Consider the following 15,659-nt stretch of genomic DNA (forward strand, 5'->3'; position numbering starts at 1 on the left):
CGTATTAATACCTGAAAATAAAAATTGAGTATTGGTACTGAATGAAAAATTGAGCAGAAGCGTGTTGTAAAAGCCGTCCACCGTATTATGGCGAAGTAGCACGAAGACCACTGATGTATAGATACAATGGCAGAATTGAGAACGGCAATCAATAAAAAAAGGGTAACTGAAAAGTAAAATCAGACATTGAGAATCGCCTGGACGACTAGCTGTTCTATCAGGTGCTCAAATAAAAGAGGGTGTATCAGAAAGTATGATACACCCTCTTTTTTACCTGGTGAATGTATTATTTAATCAGCTTCAGCTCATTGATGATGTTGCTTGCGCCGCCCAGTTTATCAACGCACCATAGTACGTAGCGTATATCCACACAGATAGTGCGGTTGTATACGGCATCAAACTGGATCTTGTGGCTCAGCGCCTCATAGTTACCGTCAAAGGCAAGACCTATCAGTTCTCCGTTTGCGTTCAGCACAGGAGATCCGGAATTGCCACCGGTGATGTCGTTGGTAGTGATAAAGCAGGTAACGATATCATTTTTCCGGAGGTCTTTATACTGGCCAAAATCCTTTTTGTTGTACAGGGACACATAATTTTCCGGCAGGTCAAATTCGTAGTCGCCCGGTACATATTTTTCCATTACACCTTTCATGGTACATACGTAGTCGTATGCTACCGCATCGCGGGGGGCATATGGCTTTACCTGGCCGTAGGTTACACGCATGGAGAAGTTGGCGTCAGGATACCAGTTTTTAGTGGGTTCCATTTCCATTCTTCCTTTCAGGTAAGCGCGGCCCAGGTCATTATTTTTGGTAACGAACTGATTGTATAGCGGCAGGTATTTGGTAGTGAAATTCTTGATGAATGCGCTGGAATAAGCAAATGCGGGGTCTGTTTGCAGGGTTACTGCATCGGGATTGGCAATGAAGGCTTTCCAGCGGGCATCGTTGAGGATCATTGAGCCTGACATAAGTGCAGCAGCCCAGAGGCGGTAAGTATTGTCATCTTCCAGGCTACCGAATTTCGCTTTGATAGCATCATAAAACCCGATGGGATGTTGTGCCAGGGGAATATCGGTATAGAACAGGTGACAGGTAGCAGCCAGTATTTTCTGGTCGCTCATTTTATCTTCCTCTTCCAGGAAGGCAGCACGCGCTTTATCTGCAGCCATGATGCTTTGTTTGATCATGTCGGCCGAAGTACCGGATTGTACCAGTGCTTTTTCTACCGCCATCAGGCTGCCTGCAAAAGCGGCCAGCGGAGAACCCATAATGCCTTCATTGATATATATACGGTGTTTGGCGTAGGGAGTCCATGCCTTGTAGGATGCAGCATAGTCAGCGAAGATATTGGCGTATTCATCCTTACCCTGCGCCCATTTTTCAAAGGCGGCCTCCTGTTTCTGTTTTTCTTCCAGCACCTTGTACTTCACCAGCTGTTTAGTTTCTCCGTCGAAGAATTTCCAGTAGTTAGCGATGCCGGCATATGAGGAGGCCAGTTTCAGCTTGATAGCCGGATCTTTCTTCATCTGTTCGAACATGTATTTCAGGCGAACATTACGCAGGCCCACTATAGAAGGATTTTCCACAGTTATTTTCAGCTTTACGCCTTCAGAGCTTTCGTAGCGGTTGGTACCACCCGGATAACCGAATATCATGGCGTAATCGTTCTCCTTAATGCCTTTAATGGATACCGGCAGGAAGTGTTTGGGCTTCAAAGGCACGTTGGCGGCAGCGTATTCAGCGGGTTTACCGTCCTTATCCGCATATACACGGAAGATGGAGAAGTCGCCGGTATGACGTGGCCATTCCCAGTTATCAGTATCGCCGCCGAACTTGCCAATGCTTTCCGGCGGAGCGCCCACCAGGCGGATATCCTTATAACGTTCATAGACAAAGAGCAGGTACTGGTTGCCTTTGAACATCGGTAATACTTTTGCTTCGTAATTAGTGCCGTTGATGGCCTGGCTTACGATGTCGGCAACGGTTTTCTGCTGTTGCTGCTGCCTGTCCTGACCACTCAGGCCTTTCAGGGCATCCTGTACCTGTTTGGTCACATCGTCCACCCTTACCAGGAACTGTACGGACAGTCCTTTAGCTGGGATCTCCTGCTGTTTGTCGAGCGCATAAAAACCGTTTTTAAGATAGTTGTGCTCTACTGAGCTGGCAGTAGCAATGGCATCATAGCCACAGTGGTGGTTGGTAAAGATCAACCCCTGGTTACTCACTATTTCTCCTGTACAGCCACCGCCGAAAATGATAATGGCGTCTTTCAGAGACGCTTTGTTAATACTGTACAATTGTTCTTTCGTCAGCTTAAGACCTTTCTTCACCATATCATTGTACACTTGCTGTCCCAATAAATAGGGCAGCCACATTCCTTCATCTGCTTTGGCGAATTGTGCCGCCAGCAGTAACAGAAGGATCAGGAGATTTTTCTTCATAATTGTTATCAGTTTTAAAAAGCAGGCTCAAACCTAGGTATTTTTTTAATAAGCGCCATACTGTCTGTGGTAAACGGCGAATGGCGTCCCGGGCCAAAACTGGAATGGCATTTGTAAAAAGGTGGTGATTGGCGGGTTGAAGCGCACAAAATCACTTTAAAAGCCTACTTATGAAAAGAATACTGCTGCTGTTGACAGCACTGGCTTTCCTGGCATGCCGGGAAACCACCCGGACACAAGAGAAGAAGGAAGAGCTGAAGGAAGGTGTGGAAAAAATTGGACAGGATGTCAGGGAAACGGCGGAAAAGGCCGGGGAATATATGGAAGCTCAGCGCGATAGTTTACGGAACGGGCTTGAAGAGCGTAAACGTGAAATAGACGCGAAAATGGAAGCACTGAAGAAAGATGGCTCCGAAAAAAGTAAAAAGACCCAGGTCAAACTGGCGAAACTGAGAGATCAGATAGACAGCAAACTTACCGAGTTAAAAAACGGCAGTGCTGCTGCCTGGGACAGTACCCGGGATGATATTGATACCCTGATGAAAAAAACGGACAAGGAGTGGAAGGAATTTAAAGCGGATTTTAAGGAATTATTCCGGTAGGGATAAGAAACGAAATTCGCTACCTTTACCGCAATAATCATACTAAAAAGCCTTGTTACGTTCTTATCACCAAAAAGATATCGCTTTTGAAGCCGGCTGTGACGAAGCCGGAAGAGGATGCCTGGCCGGTCCTGTGTTTGCGGCAGCGGTTATATTGCCGCCCAGATTCAGGAATAAGTTGCTGAATGATTCCAAGCAGCTGAAAGCGGCGGAGCGTGAGAAATTGCGTACTGTAGTGGAAAGAGAAGCGATTGCCTATGCGGTGGCCAGTGTGGATAATGTGGAGATTGACAGGATCAACATTCTCCAGGCCTCTTTCAGGGCCATGCATCTGGCGCTGGAACAACTGAAGCAGCAACCGGGTTATATATTGGTTGACGGGAATCGTTTTGTACCTTATGGAAATATTCCTCATGCCTGTATCATAAAAGGCGACGGCATATATGCCTCCATAGCAGCGGCCTCCATACTGGCGAAAACCTACAGGGATGAATACATGCAGCAATTGCATGAACAGTACCCGCATTTTGGATGGCTGGAGAATAAAGGATATCCTACACAACAACATCGGGATGCTATCCGTGAACATGGCGATACGCCATTTCACAGGAAATCATTTAGATTGTTGCCCGACGAACAACTGGAATTGGATTTTGATACTCCCGTACAGGAATATACGGTGGTAAAAGTGGTTTCACCTGGTGATATAGAAGATTAGAAAAACTATTGTTTATTAATTTTGCCCTTGGATAGGATTAGACTATGTTAAAGCAGACACAACAGCAGAAGCTATTACAGAAATTGTCGCCTCAGCAGATTCAGCTGATGAAACTGCTGCAGGTTCCTACGGCTGTTCTTGAAGAACGAATCAAGGAAGAGCTGGAGGAAAACCCTGCCCTGGAATACGGGGAAGAGGCGCATGAAGACGAATTTAAAGACCCCCAGGAAGAATTTAACAGTACGGATGCGGAAGATGGGGACGATGAGTTTGAACCCGATGGCAGCGAGAACGAATACGATAACATTGATATATCTGAGTATGTTAGTGAGGGGGATGATGATATAGCAGACTATAAACTCAGGGATGATAACTATCCTGATCAGGATGAGAATAAAACGATCCCGGTAAGGGTGGAAACATCTTTTCATGAGCATCTTCTGAGCCAGCTGGGAATGCTGGAACTGGACGACAGGCAGAACAGCATTGCAGAACAGATCATCGGTAGTATTGACGATGACGGTTATCTGCGCCGGGAGGTGAGTGCGATCGTAGACGACCTTTCGTTTTCCCAGAATGTCGCGACAGATGAGGATGAGATCAGGGATCTTATCCGCAAGATCCAGGACTTCGACCCGCCGGGGGTGGCTGCCACTGACCTGAAGGAATGCCTGTTGCTGCAGTTAAAGCGTAAGCCGCAGGACGATCCGGGGGTGGTAGGTGCTTATCTGATCCTGGAGAATTACTTTGACGAATTTACCAAGAAGCACTACGAGAAGATCCAGAAGGGCCTGAATATGAGTGATGATGCCCTGAAAGAGGCCATCGGGCAGATCATCAGGCTCACACCGAAACCGGGAGGTAACTTCGCTACACTGAATAAGGCAGAAAGTTATGTGGTGCCTGATTTCTTTATCCTGAACAACAATGGTAAGCTGGAGCTGACGCTGAACTCCAAGAATGCGCCCGACCTCCGCATCTCGGAAGGATACAGGGACATGCTGAAAGAATATGACCGGGGTGACAAGAAAGATAAGCGTCAGAAAGAAGCAGTCTTGTTCATTAAACAGAAGATTGACGCAGCCAAATGGTTTATTGACGCAATCAAGCAAAGGCAGCATACCCTGCTGTCAACAATGGAATCCATCATGGCATACCAGCGGGAGTTCTTCCTGACAGGAGATGAGACGACCATGCGCCCGATGATCCTGAAAGACATTGCGGATATTACCCAGCTGGATATTTCTACCGTCAGCCGTGTGGCCAACAGTAAATATGTACAGACAGAGTTTGGTACTTTCAAGCTGAAATTTTTCTTCAGTGAATCACTTTCTACAGATAGCGGGGAGGAAGTATCCACCCGTGAGGTGAAAAAGATATTGTCTGACCTGATAGAAGGGGAAAATAAACGTAAACCGCTAAGTGACGAAAACCTGACCAAGATGCTGCAGGACAAAGGGTATAATATTGCCCGCCGTACAGTGGCCAAATACCGTGAGCAGCTGAATATTCCTGTAGCCAGGCTGAGGAAGGAACTTTAATGACCTGGCGGCCGTCCTGCCTTAAAAGGGGCGGAAATTGTGAATGGAACAAGTAATCATACCCACAACGGATAATTCCCGGCAGGAGAAGCCGGTATTTTCACCTGTATTGCAGAAGGTAGCTGAAGTGATCTCTTACCTGTCGCATCCTCTATTTCTGCCTTTACTGGTAACGGTACTGTTGGTCAATGCCATGCCTGCATATTTTGTGGTGTTCAAACAGGATAGTATCCGGTATGCTTTCGATCTGCTGTACATCAGGGTAGCATTCACTACATTGTTCCTGCCGCTGTTTGTGGTGGCGCTTTGTAAAGCACTGGGTTTTGTAACGTCTTTCCAGCTGCGGTCACAGAAGGACCGTATCATTCCTTATATAGCCTGCACTATATTTTACTTCTGGACCTATTTCGCCTTTAAGCGTCAGGGCGTAGCGCCTCCTTTTTTCAATGCATTCTTCCTGGGTGTTTTCATTGCCATCGTGATCGGTATGGTGGCCAATACCTACGTGAAGATCAGTATGCATACGATAGGATGGGGAGGCGTGATCGGATTCCTGCTGATGCTGATGACCGGGTTGAATATGAATATCAGCCTTGCGCTGATGATCGCTTTCCTGATCTCGGGAATTGTGGCTACAGCCCGGCTTATACTGGGGGCACATACCCCTGCGGAAATCTATACCGGTTTTATACTGGGTATCCTCTCACAGCTGATAGCATATGGCATAGCGGGGTAAAAACAGTTTTAAAAAACTTTTTTTGACTACGCACATCCAGTGCGTAAAGCCTGCTCATCTTTGTAGTGTTATTTGAACATTGACATATGCTTCTGTTGTGCGTTAGCCCTTTAAACTTATAATAACAGCATAACAATAAATGTGAAAGGTTGATTCTGTTTACTACAACATTTAGTATTTATGGCCAAAATGCTAAAAATTTTAGGATAATAGAAAATTAGATCATAACTTAGCACACCATTAAATTTGTAAAAAACACTTACTAATATGTCTACAGCCAATACTGACAAACTCAAGGCGCTGCGCCTTACAATGGACAAGATCGAGAAGGATTTCGGTAAGGGATCCGTGATGATGATGGGGGAGAAAGGCACAGAGCCGATGGAGGTGATATCAACAGGCTCTCTGGGTCTGGATATCGCGCTCGGTATCGGAGGTTTCCCCAAAGGCAGGATCATTGAGATATATGGACCAGAGTCTTCCGGTAAGACAACGGTAGCTATTCATACAATTGCAGAAGCCCAGAAAAAGGGTGGTATCTGCGCTATCATAGATGCGGAGCATGCGTTTGACAGCTCTTATGCCCAGAGACTGGGTGTAGATGTGGACGCACTGCTGATCTCTCAGCCTGATCATGGTGAGCAGGCCCTGGAAATTGCAGACCGTCTGATCCTCTCCGGAGCCGTAGACGTGGTTGTGATCGACTCCGTTGCAGCACTGGTACCAAAAGGTGAGCTGGAAGGAGAGATGGGTGAGAGCAAAATGGGTTTACAGGCACGTTTGATGTCTCAGGCACTGCGTAAACTGACCGCTACAATTTCGAAAACAAATTGCTGCTGCATATTTATTAACCAGCTGCGTGAAAAGATAGGAGTGATGTTTGGTAATCCGGAAACTACAACCGGTGGTAACGCGCTCAAATTCTACGCTTCTGTGCGTTTGGACATTCGTCGTATGACCCAGATCAAAGATGGTGATGAAGCTGTGGGTAACCGCGTAAAAGTAAAAGTAGTAAAGAACAAAGTTGCACCTCCCTTCCGCCAGGCTGAATTCGATATCATCTTTGGACAAGGTATTTCCAAGATGGGTGAAATTATCGATATGGGTGTTGAATACGGCGTCATCCAGAAAAGCGGCAGCTGGTTCAGTTATGAAACCAACAAGCTGGGCCAGGGCCGCGATGCCGTAAAGCAATTGCTGCTTGATAACCCTGAAGTGGCAGCAGAAATTGAAGGCAAGATCAAGGCGAAGCTGGCAGAGCAACAAGCGCAGGCTTAATAAAGATTACTGTTTCAAAGGCACCGGATGAATGAGTAGCGATGCGTTAATGGTATCGCCTGGTGAAGTGTTGTCGCCTTTGAAAGCATGGCTTAGTGAGTAATGTTGTTGAGATAGACGTAAGCATGAAGATCAGGAATGCTGCGATATTGAACGCTGAAGATTTAATAGTGGTATTACTGAGTATACGAAAGCTTATGAGCAGCGGTTTGAGGGGCATAGACTTAAGTGGGTTGACACTATGGTGTTAAACACTAACCGGTAGTGCCGTTTTCAACAAGTGAGGCTTGACATGCAAAAGCTTAACGGTATACTACAATGTTAAACATTAAAGAGCAGTAGCGCTTTCAACAAGCACTGGCTTTGATAAGCATTAGCACTGCAGCCTTAAAAAAGAGTTGTTTTAGTTTTAGATATAAGCATTGGGTTAGTTAGTATTAACGTAAATCCCTGCCTTCTCCTGGGCGGGGATTATTTTTTTAGGCCGTTGGCTTCATATCCTTCCAGGCCCACAAATAACGACAGGCATATGTTCTGTAAGGCGACCATTTACCGGAGATCTTCAGCAGTTTTTCCCTGAAAGCTTTCTTATCTGTATTATCCAGTTTATAGATCTTAATCATCGCCTGCTGTAATCCCCAGTCGTCAATGGCAAAAACATCTTCCCTCCCCAGGTAGAACATGAGCAGCATCTCTACCGTCCATCTGCCTACACCCTTGATCTGCGTGAGATATTTGATCACCTCTTCATCCGTCATTTTTTCCAGCTTCTTGTCTGTCAGCTGTTCTTCCACCGCAAACCGCGCCACATTGTGTACATAACTCACCTTCGCGTTCGACAGGCCAATAGCCCTTAAGGTAGGTGTTGGCGTATCCATGATCTGCCGGGGAGTAGGTTCCTTGCCATCATATAAGGCCAGGAAGCGTGCATAAATAACAGTGGCTACTTTCACGCTTAACTGCTGGCTCATAATTGACGCTATCAGCCGCAAGGCAATATTCTTGCGCTTTGTGAGCGCGGGAAGAGGGGTACTCATTATCACCGCGAGCTTTTTGTCTTTACGCAGATGCACCAGGTGTTCTTCAGTGGATTGTTTCATGGATCACGATTAAAGAAATGAAACACTACGTGATAAAAAAGGAATGCTCCTGATGAAGCAAGGTATAAAATTTTGCATCACCAGGAGCATTACTGAAAGCGCAAAGTTCCGAACTATTTAGTACTCGAAAGGTTGCTTATAGATAACTTCAAGAATAGTTTGTCCTACTACCTGTAAAGTACGTTTATCAATCACCGTCATATTATCATTGGTGGTATGCCAGTGCGGTACAAAGTTACCGTTTGGCTGCAGTGCAATGATATCAAAGGTCGGAATGTTGGCGATGGTATTAACATAGACGTGATCGTCAGTGATGCCGGCGCCGATATTCTCATAACGGAAGTAATCGGAATATCCCAGGCGGTTGGCTACGTCCCAGAACATCTTCATCGGACCGTATGCATACTGCTGAGAACCGGCCTCCATATAGAATTGTGATGCGCGGCCGCCCACCATATCCAGCAGGATACCATAGTTGGCCTTATAACCTCTTACGTGCGGATTTCTGGCCCAGTATTGTGTACCTAAACAAAAGCTGTTCTCTTCCTCACTCACGCCGTAATCCTCCACATCTGTCAGCAGGATGTCGATACCTGCCTGCGGTTTCTGAGCATGCAGCTGGCGGGCTGTTTCCAGCAGTACGCCTACGCCGCTGGCGCCATCGTCTGCACCATCCAGTTGTTTTGTTTTATCGAAAGCGTCCTGGTCAGCATGCGGACGGGTGTCCCAGTGGGAAAGCAGCAGGATACGTTGCGTAGCGGCAGGATTGAAACTAGCAATGATATTGATGCAAGGCAGCGATACTTTCTTTGGACCGATCACCGTGGTATGCTGTACATAAACAGTATCTGCCAATGGTTTCAGTTGCTGGATCAGCCAGTCTGCACATTTTTTCTGCGCCGGCGTATTCGGAATACGGGGTCCGAAGCTTACCTGTTTGGCAGTATATGCATATGCGCTGTCTACTTCAAACACAGGTACTTTCACATTGGAAGCAGGCGTCTGCTGAGCATTATTATTAGCGTCTTCCTGTTGATTGGTTTTTGCCGGTTGCTGACAGGCGAGCGTGAATAATGCGAGGCCTGCAGCAATACTGAGTATTTTATACATATTAACAAGTGGCTGTTTGGTCATAACGGCTTTACTGTATGGAGTAGGTCATACTACCATCTTTTTCATCTTTCAGTTGTATACCTACAGCTAACAGCTGATTACGGATCTTGTCGGAGGCGGCATAGTCCTTACGGCCCTTCGCCTCTTTGCGCATTTCAATAAGCAGTTGTATTACGCCATCCAGCTTACTGTTGTCAGTGTTTAACGTTTCCGGTTGCAGGCCCAGTATTTCGATGAGGAACGTGCTCCAGGTTTTCTGTAATAACAGGAAGGTGTCTTCGCTCAACTCATGCATTTTTACCTGTCCGCCTTTGATGGAATTGATCACAGGGGCCAGTTCAAATAAGTTGGCCAGTACTTTGGCCGTATTGAAGTCATCGTTGAGGAACTCATGGCATTCCTGGGACCAGTCGCGCACTTGTTTGTCCAGTTCTTCATTTACCGGCTGGCCGTTTGCCGGGGTATATGTGAGTTTCTGTAGTACTTCATAAGCAGACCATAAGCGATGTAATCCCTTCTCTGCCGCCTGCAGTGCTTCATTGGAAAAATCGAGCGTGCTGCGGTAATGTGTTTGTAATACGAAGAAGCGGATGGTCATCGGGCTATAACCTCTTTCCAGCAAATGATGGTTGCCGGTAAAGAGTTCCGTCAGCTTAATGGTATTGTTATAAGCCTTACCCATTTTACGGCCGTTAATGGTGATCATGTTATTATGCATCCAGTAACGGGCCATCAGTTCGCCATGGGCGATCTCACTTTGTGCAATTTCGCACTCATGGTGGGGGAATTGCAGGTCCATCCCTCCGCCGTGAATATCGAACTGTTTACCAAGATATTTGGCACTCATGGCAGAACATTCAATATGCCATCCCGGGAAGCCTTCGCCCCAGGGGCTTGGCCAGCGCATGATATGTTCAGGCGGGGCCTTTTTCCAGAGGGCAAAGTCCACATTATTTATCTTTTCATCCTGGTTTTCCAGTTCACGGTTGGATGTTTCCAGCATGTCTTCCAGTACACGTCCGCTCAGGATGCCGTACTCATGGCCTTCAGCATATTTCTTTACGTCAAAATAGACAGAGCCATTCCTTTCATAGGCATAACCCTTTTCCATGATCGTTTTGATCATTTCTATCTGCTCGATAATATGACCGGTGGCAGTGGGCTCTATGCTTGGTTCCAGGCAGTTGAAACGGTGAAATGCCCAGTGGAACAGGTTGGTGTATTTCTGCACCAGTTCCATAGGCTCCATCTTTTCAAGCTGGGCGCGTTTGGCGATCTTATCTTCAGCCTCGCGGCCTTCTTCTTCAAAGTGACCGGCGTCTGTAATGTTCCTTACATAACGTACTTTATAACCGAGGAACTGAAGGTACCGGTATACAACGTCAAATGTAATATATGGGCGGGCATGGCCCAGATGTGATTCTCCGGATACGGTAGGACCACACACATACATACCAACATGTCCGGGATAGAGAGATGCGAATACTTCCTTTTGCCGATTTAGCGAATTGTATATTTTAAGCTCAGACATATCAGATATTTTCAGATCGTGTAAGCTACGCTAGCTTTTGCGTAGGATTGCAAAGATAATTATTGTTTCGTGAGTGGCATTACCGCGCAGGACTAAGATTCGCGATCACGGGATAATGGTCGGAAAGGCCTGACTTGATCATTCTGAAAGAATTGATCCTGAATGATTTATCAGCAAATATATAGTCTATTCTCAGGGTAGGGGCCAGGCCGGCATAGGTCCGGCCGATACCGCTGCCTTTTCTCAGGAAGGCATCCTGTAAGGGCCCCCGGATAGTGAAATAGGTGTAAGACGCCGGCGTATCATTGAAGTCCCCGCACACAATAACCGGGTAGGGGCTTGTCTTGATAAATGCAGCCACAATATCGGCCTGTCTGCTGCGGCCAACATAGGCATCACGCATTTTCTGAACAATATTGCGGGTAGCCACCAGGCCGGTATCTTCCTGCTTTTTGATCTTTTCTATGGAGCGGTAATCTCTTTCATTGAAGCGGTAGGAGGCGAGGTGCATGTTGATAATGCGGAAAGTATCACTTTCCCGTACAATATCTGCATAGATCAGGCTTTCACTGAGAGGCCCCTTTGACAGTTTAACCTTGTCTGATTTTATGATGGGATAGCGGGAATAGATGATGGAGCCCCAGTGCTGCATACCATCCCGGTTGAAATCACTGGAAAAGAAACGGTAAGGTAGTTTCATTTCCCGGGAAATGTCTTCCCGGTTATTGAAGTCGTTCTTCTTTTCAGACGTATAAAAATCCTGTATACAGAGAAGATCCAGTTCCTGCTTCTTGATAAGGGCAAACATTGCTTCCCGGTTGTATTTGCTGTCCTTTTCACGGTATAATCCAAACTGGGCCACATTATAGCTCATGATAGTCAGGCTGCCGGATGGACTGGAGAATTGCTTTCCTGCGGTGGGATAATTGAACGCAATAAAAGCGGAGATAGACTTCCATCCGATCAGTATCGGCAACATCGGTAAAAGGCAGTATTTAAAATCGAAAAGCAGCCAGCAGATAAAGAAGAGTATCAGGATGAGTAACAACAGCGGAAAAAGCAGGGTGATAAAACTGATAGGCCACCATTGCTCTGGTGATACATAGGGAGCCAGGCAGGCCACCAAAAAAAGGAGCACGACAATGGTGTTAACCGTTAAAAAGAAACCTTTTGTGAATAGCCTCAGAAATCTCAACTCCTATCGCATTTTTGCTTAAAGATAGGAGAAATGATGAATTCATGCATTATAATGATAAGCCTGCCATAAGCGGAAAATGCTGAAACCCCTTCCAGGCATTACCTGAATACGCATTGAAACTTACAACAGATAATGTTGGGATGTAGTTATTCATAGCGCAGGCGCCAAAAGCAAACGTCCTCACTCATGTCTTAGTGAGGGTATTAAAGAGCAAAAAAAGGGTAAAAGAAAAGCCCTCCGGATGAACTGCGCTTCGCAGCATACCGGAGGGCTTTGAATATTGAAATGTTGCTATGTTATTTCACAACATGCAGATGCGTTTTCGGGTGGAAAAGGTGTGTGATCTTGTGTAAAGTCCTGTTAAAGCCGGCGCCAAGATCATTGCCTTTTTTCCACTGCTGCATATAAAGCAATCCGGTTAAACCACCGCCGATCAGTGCCGGTACCATGGTCAGGTCATGACTATTTACAACATGTGTCCCGATGTTCACAAGCAGGAAGATAAGGGTAATGATCCAGAAGGGGATCGGGAGGTTTGGCAACAATCTGTATCCGGGCGCCACGATGGTAGCGCCTACTGCCAGGGCCATGATGCAGGCGGAAGCCCCTGTTGTACTGGCAAATGACTGCAGCTCCCGGAAAGACGGAATGAACTGCATCCCCAGCAGATAAAATACAGCGCCTACGATCCCACTCAGGAGATACAGCGGAAGGATATGCTGACGACCAGCATGATTTTGCAGCATGGTGCCGAAGCAGGCCAGCCAGATCATGTTGCTGACAATCATCCAGAAACTGTTATGCACGAACATCGACGTGATCAATGACCAGGGATTGTGCAGTACGGTGCTAAAGCTGGCAGACAGCGTCAGGTGCGACAATACATCGTCGTAATAACGGGCCAGCGGATTGCCTTCCATGCGGTAAATGACTTCTGTGAAAAACAGCAGGACGAATACCGTGATATTTATCAGCAGCAGCTGGATCACCATATTCTTTTCTTCTCCCAGGGATAGGGGAGTGGTATTCCTTTCCTCAACGTGCATCATGTCACAAGATCTTTTATGTTAATAAAAATGCCGGCGGTTATGCCTGTTCCATATCCTGAGGAGGATATAGCTAAAGAGCACACCACCAAGGTGGGCAAAGTGGGCCACATTGTCTCCGGCTGAATTCTGAATACCGGAATACAGTTCCAGGAGGATGAGGATCCCTACAAAGTATTTTGCCTTTAAAGGGAACAGGAAGTAAAGGTAAATGAGATTATTCGGAAACAGGTAACCAAATGCGAACAGCAGTCCGAATACCGCACCGGAAGCGCCAAGGGTAGCACTATCAGGATAGTCCTGGGCGAACTGGCTGATGAACGTTTTGGTATCGTTAATAACACCTGGATCGTTCGGGAACTGGTAGAATATAGTCTTTATGCCTTCGACCCGGAATCTGCCTGCGTCGAGGTCATAGCGGCTGTCCAGCAGCCTGAAATTGGCGATGGAAGGATCGCTTAGGAATGCCTTGGCATCGTGGGCCAGCCTCACGTTTTCGTAGGTCAGCACACCCATGTGGCAAAGCGCCGCTCCCAGGCCGCAGACCATGTAAAAGATCAGGAAGCGTTTTGGCCCCCAGATGTTTTCCAGGGTGGCGCCAAACATCCAGAGGGTAAACATGTTCATGAACAGGTGCCCCAGGGTGGCGTGCATGAAGAGGTGGGTAATGAACTGGTGAGGCCTGAAGAGATCGGACCCCCAGTAGTGCAACGCGAAAATATCGTCAATCTTATTATTCCCGATGCTGCTCCCCAGTGTGTTCTGCGCAAGGAACACCAAACCATTGATGATCAGTAGGTTTTTGATCACCGTAGGGAGTATTTCAAATCTGCCGGGCCTGAACTCGCTCATTTCTCCTTATTCTTTAATGATTAATTCTTTTCTCAAGTAACACTACGTTTTCGATATGGTGAGTATGTGGGAACATATCCACCGGTTGTATCCTTTTGACACTGTACATAGCGTCCAGTAACGCCAGGTCCCTGGCCTGTGTAGCAGGGTTACAACTTACATATACTATGCGGGGAGCAGCAATTTCGAGTAGCTTGTTCACCAGTTTCTCGTGCATACCGGCCCTCGGAGGGTCAGTGATCACTACATCCGGTTGCCCGTGTTGGGCAAAGAAAGCGTCATTGCAAATATCCACTACATCTCCGGCAAAGAATTGTGCATTGTTCACGTTGTTGCGGGCGGCATTTTCAACGGCGTCGTCAATGGCCTCTTTTATCAACTCTATACCGACCACCTTGCCGGCCTGCCGGGACACAAAAATACCAATACTGCCTGTACCACAATAGAGATCGTAAACAATTTCTGTTCCTGTTAATCCGGCGAACTCTCTCGTTACCTGATACAAGGCTTCTCCCTGATAAGTATTGGTCTGGAAAAAGGATTTAGGACCTATTTTAAAAGTAAAATCCTCCAGTTTCTCTTCCACATAGCCCTTTCCGAAGTATACCTTTGGCTCCAGGTCGAAAATAGTATCGTTCAGCTTGGGATTGATCGTGTACAACACCGACGTAATGCCGGGAACAGTTGCCAGCAGATGATCCAGCAGGGCCTCCCTGTCCTTTTTGTTCTCGTGATGGATCACGAGATTGACCATTACTTCACCGGTGGTACAGATCCTGATCACCAGGTTACGGAGCCATCCCTCCTTGGCCCGGATGTCGTAAAAGGACAGCTGGTTGGCCAGTGCATACGCCCGGATGGTGTTCCGGATCGCATTGACCGGTTCTGCCTGCAGGTAGCAGGTGTTAATGTCCAGCACCTTGTCGAATAGCTTCGGTACATGGAAGCCCAGGGCATTTCGTTGTGGAATGCTGCCGTCTTCATTCAGTTCCTCTGCCGGGAGGTATGCTTTATTGCTGAAAGTAAATTCAAGTTTATTGCGGTAATGGGTGGTATGCCTGGACCCCAGAATGGGTTGCATGGGGGGCAGTTCCAGTTTACCGATGCGCTGGAGGTTGTCGGCCACCTGCTGCTGTTTGTATTCGAGCTGCAGGGAATAAGGCAGCATCTGCCATTTGCAGCCGCCGCAGTTGCCAAAATGTTCACAGAAAGGATCAACACGGTTAGATGCCTGGGAATGGAAACGGATGGCCTTACCTTCTGCCCAGTCTTTTTTGTTCTTACCGAGACGGACGTCCACCACATCGCCAGGTACAACGCCGCCTTCAATGAATATCACTTTGCCATCTATCCTGGCCAATGCTTTCCCTTCTGCCGCATAAGCGCTTACAGGGACTTTTTCAAGAATAACATTTTTTTTCCTCACGGGTGCAAAGGTAGGATTTTAGCTGATCACTGATTTTGTGAAATTGCCTTTTCCTTGCTACTTTTACACTAACCG

13 protein-coding genes are annotated in these 15,659 nt (G+C 46.8%); 5 read left to right on the forward strand and 8 right to left on the reverse strand.

The genetic code is table 11. The features are described from left to right. Window positions 1–286: 286 nt before the first annotated feature. Window positions 287–2,443, reverse strand: coding sequence for a S46 family peptidase (locus tag MYF79_RS04225; protein WP_247812706.1), 2,157 nt, complete (start codon window positions 2,441–2,443; stop codon window positions 287–289). Between the two features lie 170 nt (window positions 2,444–2,613). Here MYF79_RS04225 and MYF79_RS04230 point away from each other — a divergent pair, with 170 nt between their 5' ends. The 5 genes from MYF79_RS04230 to recA all read left to right on the forward strand — a co-directional run bounded on the left by MYF79_RS04230 (window position 2,614) and on the right by recA (window position 7,318). Next, a complete protein-coding gene (locus MYF79_RS04230; protein WP_247812707.1) occupies window positions 2,614–3,045 on the forward strand; it encodes a hypothetical protein in 432 nt (143 codons plus the stop codon). Window positions 3,046–3,097: 52 nt separating this feature from the next. Beyond that, entirely contained in the window at window positions 3,098–3,763 is a 666-nt protein-coding gene (locus MYF79_RS04235) for a ribonuclease HII (protein ID WP_199654494.1), read from the forward strand. Window positions 3,764–3,807: 44 nt separating this feature from the next. Then, a complete protein-coding gene (rpoN, locus tag MYF79_RS04240) occupies window positions 3,808–5,304 on the forward strand; it encodes an RNA polymerase factor sigma-54 (protein ID WP_247812708.1) in 1,497 nt (498 codons plus the stop codon). Between the two features lie 43 nt (window positions 5,305–5,347). Then, window positions 5,348–6,040 (forward strand): phosphatase PAP2 family protein, encoded by a 693-nt coding sequence (locus tag MYF79_RS04245; RefSeq protein ID WP_247812709.1) that lies wholly within the window; start codon window positions 5,348–5,350, stop codon window positions 6,038–6,040. A 267-nt stretch (window positions 6,041–6,307) separates the two neighbouring features. Then, window positions 6,308–7,318 carry a recombinase RecA gene (gene recA, locus MYF79_RS04250; RefSeq protein WP_247812710.1) on the forward strand — a complete coding sequence of 337 codons (1,011 nt, stop codon included), beginning with the start codon at window positions 6,308–6,310 and terminating at the stop codon, window positions 7,316–7,318. 479 nt (window positions 7,319–7,797) lie between these two features. Here the strand turns inward: recA and MYF79_RS04255 are convergent, their stop codons facing one another. From MYF79_RS04255 to rlmD, 7 genes are all read right to left on the reverse strand, one after another. Further along, the gene (locus MYF79_RS04255) at window positions 7,798–8,418 is read right to left on the reverse strand and encodes a DNA-3-methyladenine glycosylase family protein (RefSeq protein WP_247812711.1); all 621 of its coding nucleotides are present in this window, start codon (window positions 8,416–8,418) and stop codon (window positions 7,798–7,800) included. Between the two features lie 117 nt (window positions 8,419–8,535). Further along, window positions 8,536–9,552 (reverse strand): M28 family peptidase, encoded by a 1,017-nt coding sequence (locus MYF79_RS04260; RefSeq protein WP_247812712.1) that lies wholly within the window; start codon window positions 9,550–9,552, stop codon window positions 8,536–8,538. A gap of 7 nt (window positions 9,553–9,559) precedes the next feature. Next, window positions 9,560–11,062, reverse strand: a complete 1,503-nt coding sequence (cysS, locus tag MYF79_RS04265) for a cysteine--tRNA ligase (protein ID WP_247812713.1) — start codon at window positions 11,060–11,062, stop codon at window positions 9,560–9,562. A 79-nt stretch (window positions 11,063–11,141) separates the two neighbouring features. Then, window positions 11,142–12,200 carry an endonuclease/exonuclease/phosphatase family protein gene (locus MYF79_RS04270; protein ID WP_247812714.1) on the reverse strand — a complete coding sequence of 353 codons (1,059 nt, stop codon included), beginning with the start codon at window positions 12,198–12,200 and terminating at the stop codon, window positions 11,142–11,144. 356 nt (window positions 12,201–12,556) lie between these two features. Further along, window positions 12,557–13,309: a rhomboid family intramembrane serine protease gene (locus MYF79_RS04275; RefSeq protein WP_247812715.1), complete on the reverse strand. Its 753-nt coding sequence runs from the start codon at window positions 13,307–13,309 to the stop codon at window positions 12,557–12,559. Window positions 13,310–13,327: 18 nt separating this feature from the next. Further along, complete coding sequence (locus MYF79_RS04280) at window positions 13,328–14,158, reverse strand: rhomboid family intramembrane serine protease (RefSeq protein ID WP_247812716.1); 831 nt, start codon at window positions 14,156–14,158, stop codon at window positions 13,328–13,330. A 13-nt stretch (window positions 14,159–14,171) separates the two neighbouring features. Continuing rightward, the gene (rlmD, locus tag MYF79_RS04285) at window positions 14,172–15,584 is read right to left on the reverse strand and encodes a 23S rRNA (uracil(1939)-C(5))-methyltransferase RlmD (RefSeq protein WP_247812717.1); all 1,413 of its coding nucleotides are present in this window, start codon (window positions 15,582–15,584) and stop codon (window positions 14,172–14,174) included. Between the last annotated feature and the right edge of the window lie 75 nt (window positions 15,585–15,659).

The sequence above is a fragment of the Chitinophaga filiformis genome, from assembly GCF_023100805.1.
In the GTDB taxonomy this organism is placed as follows: Bacteria; Bacteroidota; Bacteroidia; order Chitinophagales; family Chitinophagaceae; genus Chitinophaga; species Chitinophaga filiformis_B.